Origin of the sequence: Lysobacter soli, from assembly GCF_003382285.1 — a bacterium.
Taxonomy (GTDB): domain Bacteria; phylum Pseudomonadota; class Gammaproteobacteria; order Xanthomonadales; family Xanthomonadaceae; genus Lysobacter_J; species Lysobacter_J soli.
This window is the reverse complement of the sequence record NZ_QTJR01000018.1, coordinates 30,056-46,076: the sequence shown is the minus strand read 5'-3', so window position 1 is coordinate 46,076 and position 16,021 is coordinate 30,056. Positions and strand designations below refer to the sequence as shown.

General features: G+C 67.4%; 14 protein-coding genes. 5 read left to right on the top strand and 9 right to left on the bottom strand.

The window, feature by feature from the left end; translation table 11 throughout:
* Positions 1-24 precede the first annotated feature (24 nt).
* Both DX912_RS17395 and gltB read right to left on the bottom strand, forming a co-directional pair.
* Positions 25-1,509, bottom strand: coding sequence for an FAD-dependent oxidoreductase (locus DX912_RS17395; protein WP_115844771.1), 1,485 nt, complete (start codon positions 1,507-1,509; stop codon positions 25-27).
* A 5-nt stretch (positions 1,510-1,514) separates the two neighbouring features.
* Positions 1,515-5,981 (bottom strand): glutamate synthase large subunit, encoded by a 4,467-nt coding sequence (gltB, locus tag DX912_RS17390; protein ID WP_115844737.1) that lies wholly within the window; start codon positions 5,979-5,981, stop codon positions 1,515-1,517.
* 651 nt (positions 5,982-6,632) lie between these two features.
* Here gltB and DX912_RS17385 point away from each other — a divergent pair.
* Both DX912_RS17385 and DX912_RS17380 read left to right on the top strand, forming a co-directional pair.
* Entirely contained in the window at positions 6,633-7,901 is a 1,269-nt protein-coding gene (locus DX912_RS17385) for a TCR/Tet family MFS transporter (RefSeq protein WP_233433638.1), read from the top strand.
* Positions 7,902-8,291: 390 nt separating this feature from the next.
* Positions 8,292-8,525, top strand: a complete 234-nt coding sequence (locus DX912_RS17380; protein WP_115844733.1) for a hypothetical protein — start codon at positions 8,292-8,294, stop codon at positions 8,523-8,525.
* A gap of 21 nt (positions 8,526-8,546) precedes the next feature.
* Here the strand turns inward: DX912_RS17380 and DX912_RS17375 are convergent, their stop codons facing one another.
* From DX912_RS17375 to DX912_RS17345, 7 genes are all read right to left on the bottom strand, one after another.
* Positions 8,547-8,984 (bottom strand): barstar family protein, encoded by a 438-nt coding sequence (locus tag DX912_RS17375; protein ID WP_181902887.1) that lies wholly within the window; start codon positions 8,982-8,984, stop codon positions 8,547-8,549.
* Complete coding sequence (locus DX912_RS17370) at positions 8,981-9,409, bottom strand: guanyl-specific ribonuclease (protein WP_115844729.1); 429 nt, start codon at positions 9,407-9,409, stop codon at positions 8,981-8,983. The genes DX912_RS17375 and DX912_RS17370 overlap by 4 nt, the downstream gene beginning before the upstream one ends.
* Before the next feature lie 22 nt (positions 9,410-9,431).
* Positions 9,432-9,734, bottom strand: coding sequence for an I78 family peptidase inhibitor (locus DX912_RS17365; RefSeq protein WP_115844727.1), 303 nt, complete (start codon positions 9,732-9,734; stop codon positions 9,432-9,434).
* 194 nt (positions 9,735-9,928) lie between these two features.
* Positions 9,929-10,411, bottom strand: coding sequence for a GNAT family N-acetyltransferase (locus tag DX912_RS17360; RefSeq protein WP_115844725.1), 483 nt, complete (start codon positions 10,409-10,411; stop codon positions 9,929-9,931).
* Between the two features lie 34 nt (positions 10,412-10,445).
* The gene (locus tag DX912_RS17355; protein WP_115844723.1) at positions 10,446-11,030 is read right to left on the bottom strand and encodes a superoxide dismutase family protein; all 585 of its coding nucleotides are present in this window, start codon (positions 11,028-11,030) and stop codon (positions 10,446-10,448) included.
* 144 nt (positions 11,031-11,174) lie between these two features.
* Positions 11,175-12,608, bottom strand: a complete 1,434-nt coding sequence (ntrC, locus tag DX912_RS17350; RefSeq protein ID WP_115844721.1) for a nitrogen regulation protein NR(I) — start codon at positions 12,606-12,608, stop codon at positions 11,175-11,177.
* The gene (locus DX912_RS17345) at positions 12,608-13,660 is read right to left on the bottom strand and encodes a two-component system sensor histidine kinase NtrB (protein ID WP_115844719.1); all 1,053 of its coding nucleotides are present in this window, start codon (positions 13,658-13,660) and stop codon (positions 12,608-12,610) included. Before DX912_RS17345 ends, ntrC begins: the two co-directional genes overlap by 1 nt.
* Positions 13,661-14,003: 343 nt before the next feature.
* Here DX912_RS17345 and DX912_RS17340 point away from each other — a divergent pair, with 343 nt between their 5' ends.
* The 3 genes from DX912_RS17340 to DX912_RS17335 are packed head-to-tail and all read left to right on the top strand — an operon-like array spanning position 14,004 to position 15,951.
* Positions 14,004-14,771 (top strand): TIGR04255 family protein, encoded by a 768-nt coding sequence (locus DX912_RS17340; RefSeq protein ID WP_115844717.1) that lies wholly within the window; start codon positions 14,004-14,006, stop codon positions 14,769-14,771.
* Positions 14,771-15,262, top strand: coding sequence for a hypothetical protein (locus tag DX912_RS18245; RefSeq protein WP_147298674.1), 492 nt, complete (start codon positions 14,771-14,773; stop codon positions 15,260-15,262). Before DX912_RS17340 ends, DX912_RS18245 begins: the two co-directional genes overlap by 1 nt.
* Before the next feature lie 8 nt (positions 15,263-15,270).
* Positions 15,271-15,951 (top strand): HNH endonuclease, encoded by a 681-nt coding sequence (locus tag DX912_RS17335; RefSeq protein ID WP_115844715.1) that lies wholly within the window; start codon positions 15,271-15,273, stop codon positions 15,949-15,951.
* Positions 15,952-16,021 lie beyond the last annotated feature (70 nt).

The following is a 16,021-nucleotide window of genomic DNA, read 5'->3' as shown; positions in this document are numbered from 1 at the left end:
GCGCGGCTCGTCACCCGCGCCGGTCTATCCGAGCAACATCCGCACGATCCCCGCTGCCGCCTCGCGGCCTTCGTACGCCGCCGTCACCACCAGGTCCGCGCCGCGCACGCCGTCGCCGCCGGCGAAAACGCGCGTGTTCGTCGTCTGGAACGGCAGCGCCGCCGTTGCCGCCCGACGCGAACCGCAACCCGACGCTGGCTGCGTCACGCGGATTCGGCCGTTGCTTTCCAGTTCGATGCCGTGTGCCGACAGCCATTGCGGCGGATCGGGCTGGAAGCCGAACGCGATGATCACCACGTCGGCCGCGAGCACCGATTCGCTTCCCGGCACGAGTTCCGCGTTGCGTCGGCCCAGCGCGTCGGGTTCGCCCAGGCGCGTTTCGGCGACGCGCACGCCGGTGACCTCGCCGTCGTCGCCCAGGAGCGCGAGCGGCTGGCGGTTGAAGAGGAACTGCACGCCTTCCTCGCGCGCGTTGGCGACTTCGCGCGCCGAGCCGGGCATGTTCGCCTCGTCGCGACGATAGGCGCAGGTCACGCGCGCCGCGCCCAGTCGCACCGCGCTGCGCACGCAGTCCATGCCGGTGTCGCCGCCGCCGAGCACCACCACGCGCTTGCCGTGAAGGTCCGGCAGGGCGACGCGATCTTCCCAGCCGGCGATCGGCTTGCCCTGCGCTTCGTCGTCGCCATGCACCAGGCGTCCGTTGTGCACCAGGAACGGCAGCGCCGGCAGCACGCCCTTCAGGTCCTGTCCCGGCAGGCCGCCGTCGGTGTAGCGATAGCTGCCCAGCCCGAGGAAGACGGCGTCGAACTCCGCGAGGAGGTCGTCGAGCCCCACGTCGCGGCCGATCTCCACGCCGAGGCGGAACTGCACGCCCATGCCTTCGAGCACGTCGCGCCGCGTCTGCAACACCGACTTCTCCAGCTTGAAACTGGGAATACCGAAGTGGAGCAGCCCGCCGATCTGTTCATAGCGATCGAACACGACCGCCTCGATGCCGGCACGCGCGAGACGATCCGCACACGACAGGCCGGCCGGGCCGGCGCCGATCACCGCCACGCGCTTGCCCGTGGCGGCGACCTTCGACAGGTCCGGTCGCCAGCCGTCGGCGAGCGCGCGATCGCTGATGTATTTCTCGACCGCGCCGATGGTGACCGCGCCGAAGCCGTCGTTGAGCGTGCAGCTGCCTTCGCACAGGCGATCCTGCGGACACACGCGGCCGCAGATTTCCGGCAGCGGATTGGTTTCGTGCGCGAGCGCGGCGGCTTCGAAGATGCGGCCTTCGCGCGCGAGTTCCAGCCAGTTCGGAATGTAGTTGTGCAGCGGGCATTTCCAGCTGCAGTACGGGTTGCCGCAGTCCAGGCAGCGGCTGGCCTGGTGCTTGGCCTCGGCTTCGCCGAAACGCCCGTACAGTTCGCCCCAGTCGCCACTGCGGCGCAGTTCCAGCGGGATGCGCGACGGCATCTGCCGGGGCGTCTCGCGGAAGGCGAACACGGGCTTCTTGCTGTCCATCTTGCTCACGCCGCTCTCCGCAGGTTTTCGGCCAGCGATTCCAGGCTCGCCGCCTTCGGCTTGACCAGCCAGAACTTGCCGAGGAAGTCGCGCATCTCGTCGAGGATCTTCCGCGCCCACACGCTGCCGGTGAGCTGCACGTGCGCCTCCAGCAGTTCGCGCAGGTGCGAGCGATGGTTCTCGAAACCGTCGGACGCGATGCGCAGGATGTCGATGAGTTCGTGGTTGTAGCGATCGACGAAATCGCGCTCGGTATCGAGCACGTACGCCATGCCGCCGGTGAAGCCCGCGCCGAAGTTCAGGCCCGTGCGGCCGAGCACCGCGACCACGCCGCCGGTCATGTATTCGCAGCAGTGATCGCCCGCGCCCTCCACCACCGCCGTCGCGCCGGAATTGCGCACGCCGAAGCGCTCGCCCGCGCGACCGGCCGCGTAGAGTTCGCCGCCCGTGGCGCCGTACAGGCAGGTGTTGCCGATGATTGGCGTCTCGTGCGCGGTGTAGCGCGCGCCCATCGGCGGACGGATCACGATGCGCCCACCCGCCATGCCCTTGCCGACGTAGTCGTTCGCTTCGCCGTGCAGTTCGAACTGCAGGCCACCGGCGTTGAACGCACCGAAGCTCTGGCCGGCGGTGCCGTCGAAGCGAAGCGAAATCGGCGCATCGACCATGCCGCGATCGCCATGCAGCCGCGCGATGCGGCCCGACAGGCGCGCGCCGATGCTGCGGTCGGTGTTGCGGATCGTGTACGCGTACGCGCCGCCGCGCTTGCTCGCGATGGCCTCGGCCAGGTCGACATCGAGCTGCGCCGCGAGGCCCGTCGCATCGGCCGACGGTTGCGGCACGCCGCAATGGCCGCCGTGCGCGAGACCGCTGCCGGCAAGCAGCGGCGCGAGGTCGAGCTTGTGCTGCCGCTCGCCGTCGCCTTCGAGCTGCTTCAGCAGATCGGTGCGGCCGACCAGTTCGCCGAGCGTGCGCACGCCCAGCTGCGCGAGCCAGAAGCGCACTTCCTCGGCGAGCAGGCGGAAGAAGTTCTCCACACGATCGGGCAGGCCGGTGAAATGCTCGCGACGAAGCGCGTCGTCCTGCGTCGCCACGCCCGTCGCGCAGTTGTTGAGATGGCAGATGCGCAGGTACTTGCAGCCCAGCGCGATCATCGGCGCGGTGCCGAAGCCGAAACTTTCCGCGCCCAGCAGCGCGGCCTTCACCACGTCCAGGCCGCTCTTCAGGCCGCCGTCGGTCTGCAGGATCACGCGATCGCGCAGGTCGTTCGACACCAGCGCCTGGCGTGCTTCGGACAAACCCAGTTCCCACGGCGTGCCGGCGTAGCGGATCGACGAGATCGGACTCGCGCCGGTGCCGCCGTCGTGCCCGGAGATGGTGATCAGGTCCGCGCCGGCCTTCGCGACGCCGGTGGCAATCGTGCCCACGCCCGCGTGCGAGACCAGCTTCACCGACACCAGCGCCTGCGGATTGACCTGCTTCAAATCGAAGATCAGCTGCGCGAGATCCTCGATGGAATAGATGTCGTGATGCGGCGGCGGCGAGATCAGGCCGATGCCCGGCATCGCGTAACGCAGGCGCGCGATCAGTTCGTTGACCTTGTGGCCCGGCAGCTGGCCGCCTTCGCCGGGCTTGGCGCCCTGCGCGACCTTGATCTGCAGCACTTCGGCGTTGACCAGGTATTCCGGCGTCACGCCGAAACGGCCCGACGCGATCTGCTTGATCTTCGACACCTTGTCGGTGCCGTAACGCGCTGGATCCTCGCCGCCTTCGCCGGAATTGCTGCGCCCGCCCAGGCGGTTCATCGCGATGGCGAGCGCCTCGTGCGCTTCGGGCGACAGCGCGCCGAGGCTCATCGCGGCCGAATCGAAGCGGCGCACGATGGCCGAGACGGGTTCGACGTCGTCCAGCGGAATAGCGACGGCGTCAGACGTATCGACGTCGAGCAGGTCGCGCAGCGCGGCGGTGGGGCGTTCATTGACCGCGGCGGCGTAACGCTGCCAGTCGTTCCAGTCGCCGGTGGATACGGCGCGCTGCAGGTTCATCACCACGTCGGGATTGAACAGGTGGTATTCGCCGCCCGGCGTGTACTTGAGCAGCCCGCCGATGTTCGGCAGCGCGTTTGCGTTCCACGCGTGTTCGGCGAGCGTGGCCGCGTCCTCGTGCAGTTCGGCGAAGCCGGCGCCGCCGATGCGCGACGGCGTGCCGGCGAAGCACAGGTCCACCACTTCGCGATCCAGGCCGACGATCTCGAACAGCCGGGCGCCGCGATAGCTGCCGATGGTGCTGATGCCCATCTTCGAGATGATCTTCAGCAGGCCCTTCTTGATGCCGCGACGGTAGCTGCGACCGATTTCCGCGACCTGCCCATGCTTGGTCTTGAGGATGCCGCGCACGCCGAGGTCGTGCAGCGTCTGGTACGCGAGGTACGGATACACCGCCGTCGCGCCGACGCCGATCAGGCACGCGAAGTGGTGCGGATCGCGCGCGGTGCCGGTTTCGACGATGAGGTTGGATTCGCAACGAAGCCCCGCGCGCACCAGGTGCTGGTGCACCGCGCCGGTGGCGAGCAGCGCGTGCGCCATGAGCCGGCCTTCGACCGGATAGCGGTCGCTCAGCACCAGCAGCACCTTGCCTTCGCGCGTGGCGGTTTCGGCCTCGGCGCAGATGCGTTCGAGCGCGGCCTTCAGGCCTTCCTCCGGTGCGTAATGCAGGTGGATCAGCGCGTGCGCGTTCTCGTACTGCTCCATCGCCAGCATCTGCCGCAGCTTGCGCTGCGAGAGCACGGGCGAATTGAGATGGATGTGGTCGACGTTGCCGGGGCCGTCGACGAACACGTTGCCCTCGCGACCGAGCTGCGTCGCCAGCGACATCACGCAATCCTCGCGCAGCGGGTCGATCGGCGGGTTGGTCACCTGCGCGAACGCCTGGCGGAACTGGTCGTACAGCGGGCGCACCTGCTGGCTCAGCACGGCCATCGGCACGTCGTCGCCCATCGAGCCGACCGCTTCCTGCTCGGTTTCGGCGAGCGGACGCAGCACCTGCTCGCGCTCCTCGCGCGTGAGCTGGAACAGCTTCTGGAAACGCGTCAGTGTCTCGCTGTCGAAGGGCTCGGCGGCGAGCGCGGGATCGATCAGTTCGGTCTGCAGGTAAGTCACGCCCTGCTTGAGCCAGCGCTTGTACGGGGCGCGCGCGCGGTTGATGCGGTCGATCGCCTCACTGTCGAGCACTTCGCCCAGGTAAAGATCGACGGCGATCATCTCGCCCGGGCCGAGCTTGCCCTTGGCTTCGATCTCCTCCGCCGGGCGCTCCCACACGCCGGCTTCGGACGCGATGAGGAAATGGCGATCGCGCGTGCGCATCCAGCGCGCCGGGCGCAGGCCGTTGCGATCGAGCGTGCACGCGGCGTAGCGGCCATCGACGGTGACGATGCCGGCCGGGCCGTCCCACGGTTCGGTATTGAGCGCGTAGTACTCGTAGAACGCGGCGAGGTCGGCGTCCTTGTATTCCAGCGATTGCGTCGCCGGTGGGATCAGGATGCGCATCGCCTTCAGCAGGTCCATGCCGCCGGCCTGCAGCAGCTCGAGCATGTTGTCGAGCGATTGCGAATCCGAGCCGTCCATCGTGATGACCGGATCGAACTCGGTCAGCTCGAGGTTCGGCGTGCGCCACACGTGTGCACGCGCCTGCGCCCACGCGCGGTTGCCGGAAATGGTGTTGATCTCGCCGTTGTGCGCGAGCAGGCGGAACGGCTGCGCGAGCGGCCAGCGCGGCGTGGTGTTGGTCGAAAAACGCTGGTGGAACACGACGACGCTGGCGGCCAGGTCGCTGCGTTGCAGGTCCGGATAGAGCTGCGAAAGCCGGTTCGGCAGCACCATTCCCTTGTAGCCGATGCTCGCGGTGGACAGGCTGACGACGTAGAAGTCGGGAAACTCGCGCAGGCGCTGTTCGGCGCGACGGCGCGCGAGGAACAGCGAGCGCTGGAAGCTCGCCGCATCGAAGGCGCCGGCGGGTTTCACGAAGATCTGCTCGATGCGCGGCATCGTGCGCTTGGCGAGTTCGCCGCACGCGTCCAGATCGACCGGCACGACGCGCCAGCCGGCGACGTCCACGCGTTCGCGCCGCAGCTGCGCGGCGAACTCGTCCTTCGCGCGCGCCGCTTCGGTTTCATCGTGCGGAAGGAACACCAGGCCGGAGGCGTAATGCGCGCCGAGCGCGATGCCCGACTCGCGCGCGAGCGCGCGCAGGAACGCGTCCGGCTGGCGGATCAGCAGGCCGCAGCCGTCGCCGCTGAGTCCGTCGGCCGCGATGCCGCCGCGATGCGTCATGCGCACCAGCGCCTCGATCGCGCGATCGACGATGGCGCGGCTGGGCGCGTCGTCGAGTTGCGCGATCAGGCCGAAGCCGCACGCATCGCGCTCATCGCGCGGGTCGTAGAGACCGACAGGGCCGGGGCGGTACTGCTGCTGCATCGTCGCTCCATCGCGGATTCTCCGCTGGGTTGCTGTGCGAAACACGACAACGAACCTGGCAAACGCACACTCGAAACCGGGGAATTGCGGCGACGACGAAGGCGGTCCGCTCGCGCGGTCCGGCCTGCCTCACCACCCTGGTTCAACCGAATAAATCACACTTTGTGCGATGCGGCAAATGTCCGGCGGCGCGCACGCGGCACGACGCATTCGGCGTTTCAAGTCGTTGATAGGGCGAGGGAAACTGCGCGACATGCGCCGGCGTTTGGTAACGATTGAAACCATTGGCGCGGCGGGTGCGCGCGGGCGTCGCGCGGTAGTGCTTTGCTGCGACTGCCGAGCTCGTCTTTGCTGCCATTCCCGCGGAGGCGGGAATCCACGTGCCCGGGATGTCACGACTTCTGAAGCGGTCATGGCTTCCCAAAGCTGTCATTCCCACGAAGGGGGAATCCATCTATCCGACGTGTCATGTCTGACGAAGGGCTTGATGTCCCGGAGGCATGGATTCCCGCCTTCGCGGGAATGACAGCCTCAAAGCGGCAATGACCGCGGCGAGCGGGGCTCGACGGCCTGGTAATGCACAGCTGCTTTTGGGGCGCGAAGAAGCGAAGCGCTAAACTTCCGCCTTCTTTCGACCCATCCCCGGCCCCCGTGACCGACACCGCTCCCGCGACGGGCGCGCGCCGCCGAGCCGCGCTCGTCTTCATCTTCATCACGATCCTGATCGACGTGCTGTCGTTCGGCCTGATCATCCCGGTCCTGCCGCACCTGATCGAGCAGTTCGCCGGCGGCGACACCGCGCACGCGGCGTACTGGGTGGCGGCGTTCGGCTTCCTGTTCGCCGGTATCCAGTTCGTGACCTCGCCGATCCAGGGCGCGTTGTCGGACCGCTTCGGTCGCCGGCCGGTGATCCTGCTTTCGTGCCTGGGCCTCGGGCTGGACTTCGTGTTCATGGCGCTGGCCCCGTCGCTGGCGTGGCTGCTGGTCGGACGCATCATTTCCGGCATCACGTCGGCCAGCTTCACCACGGCCAATGCCTACGTCGCCGACGTCACGCCGCCGGACAAGCGCGCGAAAAGCTACGGCCTGCTCGGCGCCGCGTTCGGCGTGGGCTTCATCGTCGGCCCGCTGATCGGCGGTGCGCTGGGCGAGGTCGATCTGCGCCTGCCGTTCTGGTTCGCCGCGGGACTGGCGCTGCTCAACTTCTGCTACGGCCTGTTCGTGCTGCCCGAATCGCTGCCGCCGGAGCGCCGCAGCCCGCGCTTCGACTGGTCGCATGCGAATCCGATCGGCTCGCTCGGCCTGCTCAAGCGCTATCCGCAGGTGTTCGGCCTCGCCGCGGTGGTGTTCATCGCGAACCTCGCGCACTACGTGTATCCGAGCGTGTTCGTGCTGTTCGCCGACTACCAGTACCAGTGGGGCCCGCGCGAGGTGAGCTACGTGCTCGCGATCGTCGGCGTGCTCAACGTGATCGTGCAGGCGGGACTGGTCGGCAAGGCGGTGCACGCGCTGGGCGAACGACGCGCGCTGATGCTCGGCCTCGCGTGCGGCGCGATCGGCTTCGGCATCTACGGCTTCGCGCACGTGGGCTGGATGTTCCTGGTCGGCCTGCCGATCTCGGCGATCTGGGGACTGGCCGCGCCGTCGACGCAGGCATTGATCACGCGACAGGTGGGCCCGGAAGTGCAGGGCCGCATCCAGGGCGCGCTGATGAGCCTGGTGAGCCTGGCCGGCATCATCGGCCCGGTCGTGTTCGCCGGCAGCTTCGGTTACTTCATCGACGACCGTGCGCCGGTGCATTTGCCGGGCGCGCCGTTCCTGATCGCCGGCATCCTGCTGGCGGTGGCGGTGGGCATCGCGTGGCGGTACGCGCGCGTGCCGGCGACGACGCCGGCAGCGAGTGTGGTCGAGCCGGGTTGATGTGATAAAGCTTTGAAGCTTTGAAGCTTTGAAGCTTTGAAGCTTTGAAGCTTTGAAGCTTTGAAGCCCCTCTCCCCGCGGGAGAGGGGTTGGGGTGAGGGGTAACGAAGGCTCACAGGTGAACAGCAGGTGCCTTGATGCACTGCGGTCTGCTTTTAGTCGCACCGTGCCCAACGAAAGCGGCTTCATGCGATGTGGTCGCTCATCACTCCGCCGACCCTCACCCCAACCCCTCTCCCGCAGGGAGAGGGGCTCAAAACGCCGGGCGAGATTAGACGTGACGGACGGACGAGGCACTAGGGCCTTAACACCCCATTGCCGCCAACTTCACCGCCTCGCGTGCGCCGCGACGCCACACTCGGGATCCACGCGACGACCAGGATCCCCGCCATGCCCAAGTGCGATACCTGCGGCAACGACTACGACAAGGCGTTCACCGTCACCATGCCGCATGGCAGCGGGACGTTCGACTCGTTCGAGTGCGCGATCCACAAGCTCGCGCCCACGTGCGAACACTGCGGTTGCCGCATCATCGGGCACGGCGTCGAACACGATGGCAAGTTCTGGTGCTGCGCGAGTTGCGCCAAGCACTCGGGCATCACGGGCATCGACGACCGCATCTGACGCGCGCGAGCGGCGCGCCGCTCAGTCTTCCAGTGCGGTGAGCTGGTCGCCGGGGAAGGGCAGCAGCGCCCAGAACGCGACGTCCTCATGCGCCCACTCGAAGGCCGCTTCGTTGAGGATTTCCAGGAACGTGTCGAAGTCTTCCGGATACGTCTCGCGCCATGCGCCGGCGTGTTCGATCAGCCAGACATAACCGGGCGCGGCGCGCCACGACATGTCGCGCAACACGTCCGACAGCGCATCCCAGTTCGCGCCGAACCCTGCGGGAAAGCCGCCGGCCTTCGCCAGACGCGCCATCAGGTCGGCCTTGTCGACGCAGTCGGACAGGTCGACGCGCATCACCGCGAAATCGAGCCCGGCCGCCGTCTGCGCCATCGCCTCGCCGTCGCGGTCGTCGATGAAGTACGCGCCACCGTGTTCGGGGTCGGCGAGGATCGTGCGCAGGTCGACGGCGCTCATCGCGTCTCCTTCGATGCCCATTCGAAGCGGCGGAAGCTCTGGTAGTGATCGGCCGTGTACCAGTATTCGACCGGCGGATCGCCGCCGGCGATGATCCGTCGCGCGCCGCGCGTGTCGGCGCCGGGCGTGGGCACGGTGTATTCGCGGTAATAGCCGCGCGGCTGCTGCCGCAGGCGGCCTTCGCGATTCTGGAACTCGCTGCCGTCCTGCCGGTACGGATGCGCCGCGCCGCTGGCGATGCGGTCGAGCACCGCATGCGCCTCCACCGGCAGGAACGCCGGATAGCCGACCTGCGCCGCATGCTGCGCGGTGACCGGCGGCGCGTCGGCCGTGCGCAGTTCGCCGTCGCCGGCGCGCCTGGTCAACGCCCACAGGGCGACCAGCGCGATGAGCGCGACGAGCCAGATCGAATGCGAACGGCGCACGAGCGATCAGCCGAGTGACGCGTCAGCCGCAGCGGATGCCGGTGATGGCGCCGCGGTCGTTGACGTCGACGTTCACCCGATCCTCCCGGAAATCCATCGTCGCCATCTGGCCCGGACGCAGCACGCGCGCGTCGCGGCTGCCGGTGCCCTGCAGGATGCGGTTGACGACGTCGTCGTTGACGGCCGAACCGATCGCCCAGCGCGCACCTTCGGCATTGCACTTGCCGGTCGGCGCGGTCGGCCCGCCGGCGACCGGCGTCGTGGATGCACAGCCGGCCAGCGATGCGGCAGCCAGGACGGTCAGGCACAGGATGATGCGGGTCATGGGGTTCTCCTTGTCGTGGTCGGGCGCACCGTGCGCCCGGACGCGTGTTCAGGGTGTAAAGGATAGCTGCGGTGGTGTGTCGCTTTGGATGCAATACGTGGCGCCCAGGAACTTCAGCTCCATCACCGCGCCGCTCGTCCCGACCCTCACCCCAACCCCTCTCCCAAAGGAGAGGGGCTCGACCTCAGCGCGTTTTAGAACTCCGCCTCGAGAATCGAATACCCCGCATCGCGCATGCCCAGCGCTTCATATGTCTTCTGCGCGTTGGTGTTCTCGCGTTCGACGTACAGGCGCAGGCCGACCACGCCGGGCGTGTCGCGCGCGAGTTGTTCGACGTGGCGGTACAGCGCGGTGAACACGCCCATGCGGCGGAACTGTGGCGGCACGTAGACGCTCTGGATCCACCACCAGTCGCCGTTGCGCCAGTCGCTCCACTCGCGCGTGAGCATCAGCGTGCCGGCCGGCGCGGCGATGGTTTCGCGACCGGCGACGGCCGATTCGTGCATCGCGACGAAGTAGCGCGCCTTCGCCGGGTCGGCGATGCCCGCTTCGACGCCTGCGCGCACGGTCTTCTCGTCGAGCTGCTTGTGCTCGGTTTCCAGTGCCATGGCGACGGCCCATTGGGCGAGCAGGTCGCGGTCGTGGGCGTGCGCGGCGCGGATGCGGAGTTGGGACATGGCGTCGGGTGATGAGGGATGGAAACGACGGCTGTCAGCGCGTCACGGTAATGACGCCGCACGCGACGCGACCGCCCGCATTGCCGGTCGGCTGCGTGCGGTAGTCGTCGGCCGCGGCATGCACGATCACCGCCTTCCCGGCGACGTCGTTCGCCGCGCCGCCGCCGAGTGTCACGCCTTCGGCATGGGCATTCACCTGCGCGACGCCCTCGGCGTTGGCGACGAGGTTGTCCATGTCGCCGCCGTGGTGCGCCCCGCTGCCGACCTTGCCGTGCGGCTGCGCGGCGGGGTTGAAGTGGCCGCCGGCGCTGCTCGCGTCCGCCGCGCTGCAGTCGCCCTTCTCGTGGATGTGGATCGCGTGCGTGCTGCCCGGCGACAGGCCGCCGACTTCGCCCGTCAGGTGCACGCCGTTGCCCATCGGCACGACGGTCAGCTTGCCGCTCACCAGGCTGCCCGACGCCGAAGCGAGGTTCACCGTGGCGGACTTCGCGGTCGATTGCGCGGCGGGCGTCGGTGCGCTTGCGGCGGGCGCGGTCGACTTCGTCGGCGCGGACGAGCTGCAGGCCGACAGCGCGAGCACGGACGCGGCGAGCAGGACGGGGGTGAGGGCGGTCTTCATCGGCTTCTCCTTGCGAAACGGACAACGGTGTCTGGTTCCTGCCCCTCCCGCGTGCGAAAGGAGCGCCCCGATGGGGCAAAGCGGGCGACGGTGCGGCAGGCTACCGTCGCGACGGTAGGCCGCCGGTGAACGGCGCGGCGGCCTTCACGACGGACGACGCCGTCCGGGCCCGAGCTTGCGCGTGAGCGTATTGCGCCCGAGCCCGAGCCGCGCCGCCGCTTCGGTGCGACGCCCGCCGGTGTGTTCCAGCGCCGCATCGAACAACGCACGTTCGAACCGTTCGCGCGCCTGCGCGTGGATGTCGTCGCGGCCGAGTTCGAGCTGCGCGCGCGCCCACGCGGCAAGTCGGCGATCCCAGTCATCATCGCCCGCGGCGTGCGCGTCGTCCTTGCCCGGCGTGGCCGCAAGCGCTTCGTCGAGGTCCTCGCGCGTGATGGTGTCGCCCGGTGCGAGCGCGGCCAGACGCCAGCAAAGGTTCTCGAGCTGGCGCACGTTGCCGGGCCAGTCGTAGGCGACCAGTCGTTCGATCGCGGCGGGTGCCAGGCGCTTGGCCGGCGCGTCGAAACGCGTCGCGGCCGCCCGCAGGAACCGTTCGGCAAGACGCGGCACGTCCTCGCGACGTTCGCGCAGCGCGGGCAGCCGCAGGCGCACGACGTCGAGCCGGTGCAGCAGGTCGGCGCGAAAGCGTCCTGCGTCGACCAGCGCTTCGAGATCCTGGTGCGTCGCGGCGATCACGCGCACGTCCACGCGGATCAGCTCGCGCCCTCCGACGCGGAAGAATTCGCCTTCGGCCAGCACGCGCAGCAAACGCGTCTGCAACGGCAGCGGCATGTCGCCGATCTCGTCGAGGAACAGCGTGCCGCCGTGCGCCTGTTCGAAGCGGCCGACGTGGCGCCGCTGCGCACCGGTGAACGCGCCGGCCTCATGGCCGAACAGCTCGCTTTCCAGCAGCTCGGCGGGGATCGCCGCGGTGTTGAGCGCGACGAACGGCGCCTGCGCGCGCGGCGATTCGCGATGCAGTGCGCGCGCGACCAGTTCCTTGCCGGTGCCGGTTTCGCCGGTGATCAGCACCGACAGCGGGGCCTGCGCGAGGCGGCCGATCGCGCGGAACAGCGTGCGCATCGCCGGCGCCTCGCCGATCAGCGCGTCGTCCTGCGTCGCAGCCGTGTCGCGTTGCGGCGGCTCGGCGGCTTCGCGCGTGGCGAGCGTGCGCGCGGCCAGTTCGACCGCTTCGTCGAGATCGAACGGCTTCGACAGGAACTCGTGTGCACCGCCGCGGAAGGCGCCGGCGGTGCTGGCGACGTCGGTGTAGGCGCTCATCACGATGACCGGCAGCTTCGGCGCCTGCGCCTTCAGTTTGTCGAGCAGAACCAGGCCGTCGTCGCCGGGCATGCGCACGTCGGTGAAGAGCAGGTCGGGCGCACCACGTTCGGCGAGCGCATCGAGCGCGTCGCGCGCGTTCTCGAAACCGTCGACGCGATAGCCGGCCTCGCGCAGCGCGGTGGCGAGCACGAACCGCACGCTGCGGTCGTCGTCGACCACCCAGACGCGGGCATCGCTCGTGCCAGGTGGCTTCATCAGGGTGCGTCCTCGACGTGCATCGGCAGCAGCAGGGTGAACACGGTGTGGCCCGGGCGGGAACGGTAGGCGAGCGAGCCGCGGTGTTCGCGCGCGACCTGCTGCGCGAGCGCGAGCCCGAGGCCGCTGCCTTCGGCGCGTCCCGACACGAGCGGCAGGAACAAGCGTTCGGTGAGTTCGTCGGGGACGCCGCGGCCGTCGTCGATGATCTCCAGCCGAAGCGCGATCGGATGCACTGCATCGGCGATGCGCACCGCGTGTTCGGCGCGCGTGCGCAGCGTGACGTTCGCCGCGCCGGCCTCGATCGCGTTGCGCACCAGGTTCCACACCGCCTGCATCAGGCGGTCGGAATCGCCGGCGAACTCGGGCAGGCTCGGGTCGTAATCGCGCACCAGCCGCACGGCCCAGCCGGCGTCGCTTTCGGCCAGGCGCAGCACGCGTTCGAGCACGGCATGGATGTTGAGCGGCGCGTGCGGCCGCGGTGGCGCCGGCGTGAGCAGGCGATCGACCAGCGCGGTGAGGCGTTCGACCTCGGAGCCGATCATCGCCACCAGTTCGCGCGAATCGCCCTGCGTCTCGGCATCGAGCCGGCGCGACAGCAACTGCGCGGCGCCCTTCAGGCCGGCGAGCGGATTGCGCAGTTCGTGCGCGAGCCCCTTGAGCGAGGCCGACAGCGCGGACGGCAGCAGCAGCGCCGGATCGTCGCCGGGGAATTCGTCGACCGGATGCGCTTCCAGCAACCAGCCGCCGTCGTCGCGCCGGCTCAGCCAGACATCGGCGAAGCATTCCTCGCCATCGGCGTAGCGCAGGCGGCTGCGGCGCACGCGCAGCGGCGCGTCGGCGGCGTCGAGGCGGCCCATCGCATCGGCGAGCCGTCCCTCGCCGCCGTCGAGCCCGGCGAGCGGCCAGCCGATCAGCCGGCGCGCGCCCACCCCGAGCCAGCGCGAGAACGCCGCGTTGCAGCCGATGATCGCCCCTTCCTCGTCGCTCCACGCGACGGGTGTGGTCAGCGTGTCGAGCTCGGGGCGGAGGGTGTCGGGCGGGGTGGGCATTGCACCATCCTAGTGCAAGGGCAGCCGCGCGGTCGCCGTCGCCGTGCTTGCCGCGGCTGGTCGGCCGGCCATAGTTTGTCCTTGAAGCCAAACTATGGTGGCCGGCACGGGCACGAACTATGGTGCGGCTCCCATAGCGTGCTCATAGCGCATCTATCTGGGGGCAGAGGGTCGTCGGTTCGAATCCGGCGTCCCGACCATCTTTTCAAGGACTTAGGTGACGGTGAAGCTGCCCGTCACCCTAAAGTCACCCTATTGTCACCAAATACATTGCCCACTCGGCACGGTGACACACGCCGTGTCAGAATTCGCCGGTCCGAACGGTCCTCCCAAAGTGACTCTCATGTCAGAGCAGCTCAAAGCCGACAGCCTGGTCCAAGCTCGCTCCGAGAACATCGATCGCTACAAGCGCAACTTCGCTGGTCAGGTGGTTTGTGAGCTTCGATTCCCGACCCTGCTCGAGTTGGGAAAGGATCGACCTCCGGCTTCTTTCATCAAGGCGCTCCGCAAGCAGTACCCGACGTTGGACTCCGCAAACGAGTTCAAGTTCGCGCTTGGAAGTACCACCGCGGAAGCAGCGCACTCGCATGTGTTGCGATCGGTGAGGGGCAATTGGGCGGTGACTCTGAAAGAGAGCACGATCGCGCTCGAGACTCGGACCTATCCGGGGTACAAGGCGTTTCGGGAACGGATGGTCACCGTCATTGATGCGGCGGCGGAGATCATTGACTCCGAGTTCTTTACTCGCATTGGAATGCGCTTCATTAACAATATTGAAAATGATGAAGATCCCGCTCAAGGGTGGATCAACCCGGCATTAGTCGAACCGATACGGAGCGGCGCATTCCTAGGAATTGTGGAATATGCGGGAAGAGTTCAGCTTGCAGCCGCGGATGGCGGTGTGCTTCTTCAGCATGGGGTTAAGCTCGTAGACTCCGGCAGCGGTAACCTCAAGCCAACGTACAGTTTCGATATCGATTGTTATCGCAACGAAACTGCAATTGGCGAGGCGTACGACGCAATGGATGCCATCCACGCACAGGCGTTTGACGTTTTCGACTGGTGTCTCGACACGAAGGCTCGTGAGTTTCTTAGCTCGGAGAAGGGGTGATGGACTACTACGCTTCCCACGTCGACGTATCGCTTGCCGGTTCTTATCATCCGCCTGCGATTTCGGGAGAGCCCCCAAAGCACTGGACAACATTCGCCGGCCCCGAGAAGTGGTTGAGCGAAAGGTTCGACTCTCGAGTTGCTGAAGGCTCAACCTCGCGTCCCAGCGCGACCACTCAAGCGCTGGAAGTGGCGCCTACCAGTGCGCTGATTGACCAGACCCGCGACCAAGAAACTGGGCAACGAAGCAAGCAAGGAGAGAGCGACGTTGAGCGGATTGCTCGACAACGCATTCACGTAATGGCCCTGCGTGCGGGTGAAGGCAATAGGTCATCTGAATTGCTTGCGCGCTTGGAGATCCTCAATCAGCGGATTACCGAGCGCGCGCCTCGCGTGACGTCTGCTCAAGTAGCGGCCTTGGAGCTATCAGTGTCGCGCCTTGATTCTCTGAATCAGGCGCACGCGGAGCGCATGCGGCGGCTTGGACTCTAAGCAGCGCTGTGAACGTCTTTCACTATCCGAAGGCTAGGCAAAAGCGGTCGCTCAAGCCGCGGCAGTTCCGTCGTTATCAAACCTACAAGCCGTATCTTCAGCACGAATTTGCCAGGGTGTGCGTGTATTGCCGCCAGCCTGATTCAAGTGTGCCGAACCTGAATTTTCAGGTCGATCATTATCGCCCCAAGAGCATCAGTAAGTTCGCGCATCTTGTATGCAGCTATGAAAACCTCTTTTACTGCTGTTCCGCTTGCAACAGCCGGAAGGGGGCCTACTGGCCTGACGACGAAACTGCTGGCCCGTACGTGGTCAACCCATGCGATCACGAGATGGCCTCGCACCTCAAGTTCGATTCGGCAACCGGCCGCATGGACCCGAAGTCTGCCTATGGGCGTCACACCGAAGAACTGCTCCTACTCAATGACGAGGAAAGCGTCGCTTATAGGCGTAGTACTCTGCAGGTCCTACGGCTACTGAACGATGCTGTTGGCGAGCGTGAGCGTTCACTAAAGAAGATCTCTGCCCGGCTGAAGTCGAAGCGCATTACGCAGGCAGACCACGACTCTGCGGTTGCCGACATCACAGCTGAACTGTCGGAGCTACGCCGTACGATCGCCGCTTACGCTGGAACGCTCCCGCTTAGAAGGCTGCCTGGTATGCGCAATGGAATCGATCTGACTGCCTAACTCGAAGGCAGCTTGATTCCGGTCGCCACTGAGCTCCACGGCGCATCGTGGCCCTCCAGATAGGCCTTCG

What these genes read in the sequence shown, in the direction of transcription:
- DX912_RS17395 (WP_115844771.1), bottom strand. Translation starts at nt 1,509, where the DNA reads ATGGACAGCAAGAAGCCCGTGTTCGCCTTCCGCGAGACGCCCCGGCAG.
- gltB (WP_115844737.1), bottom strand. Translation starts at nt 5,981, where the DNA reads ATGCAGCAGCAGTACCGCCCCGGCCCTGTCGGTCTCTACGACCCGCGC.
- DX912_RS17380 (WP_115844733.1), top strand. Translation starts at nt 8,292, where the DNA reads ATGCCCAAGTGCGATACCTGCGGCAACGACTACGACAAGGCGTTCACC.
- DX912_RS17375 (WP_181902887.1), bottom strand. Translation starts at nt 8,984, where the DNA reads ATGAGCGCCGTCGACCTGCGCACGATCCTCGCCGACCCCGAACACGGT.
- DX912_RS17365 (WP_115844727.1), bottom strand. Translation starts at nt 9,734, where the DNA reads ATGACCCGCATCATCCTGTGCCTGACCGTCCTGGCTGCCGCATCGCTG.
- DX912_RS17360 (WP_115844725.1), bottom strand. Translation starts at nt 10,411, where the DNA reads ATGTCCCAACTCCGCATCCGCGCCGCGCACGCCCACGACCGCGACCTG.
- DX912_RS17355 (WP_115844723.1), bottom strand. Translation starts at nt 11,030, where the DNA reads ATGAAGACCGCCCTCACCCCCGTCCTGCTCGCCGCGTCCGTGCTCGCG.
- ntrC (WP_115844721.1), bottom strand. Translation starts at nt 12,608, where the DNA reads ATGAAGCCACCTGGCACGAGCGATGCCCGCGTCTGGGTGGTCGACGAC.
- DX912_RS17345 (WP_115844719.1), bottom strand. Translation starts at nt 13,660, where the DNA reads ATGCCCACCCCGCCCGACACCCTCCGCCCCGAGCTCGACACGCTGACC.
- DX912_RS17340 (WP_115844717.1), top strand. Translation starts at nt 14,004, where the DNA reads ATGTCAGAGCAGCTCAAAGCCGACAGCCTGGTCCAAGCTCGCTCCGAG.
- DX912_RS18245 (WP_147298674.1), top strand. Translation starts at nt 14,771, where the DNA reads ATGGACTACTACGCTTCCCACGTCGACGTATCGCTTGCCGGTTCTTAT.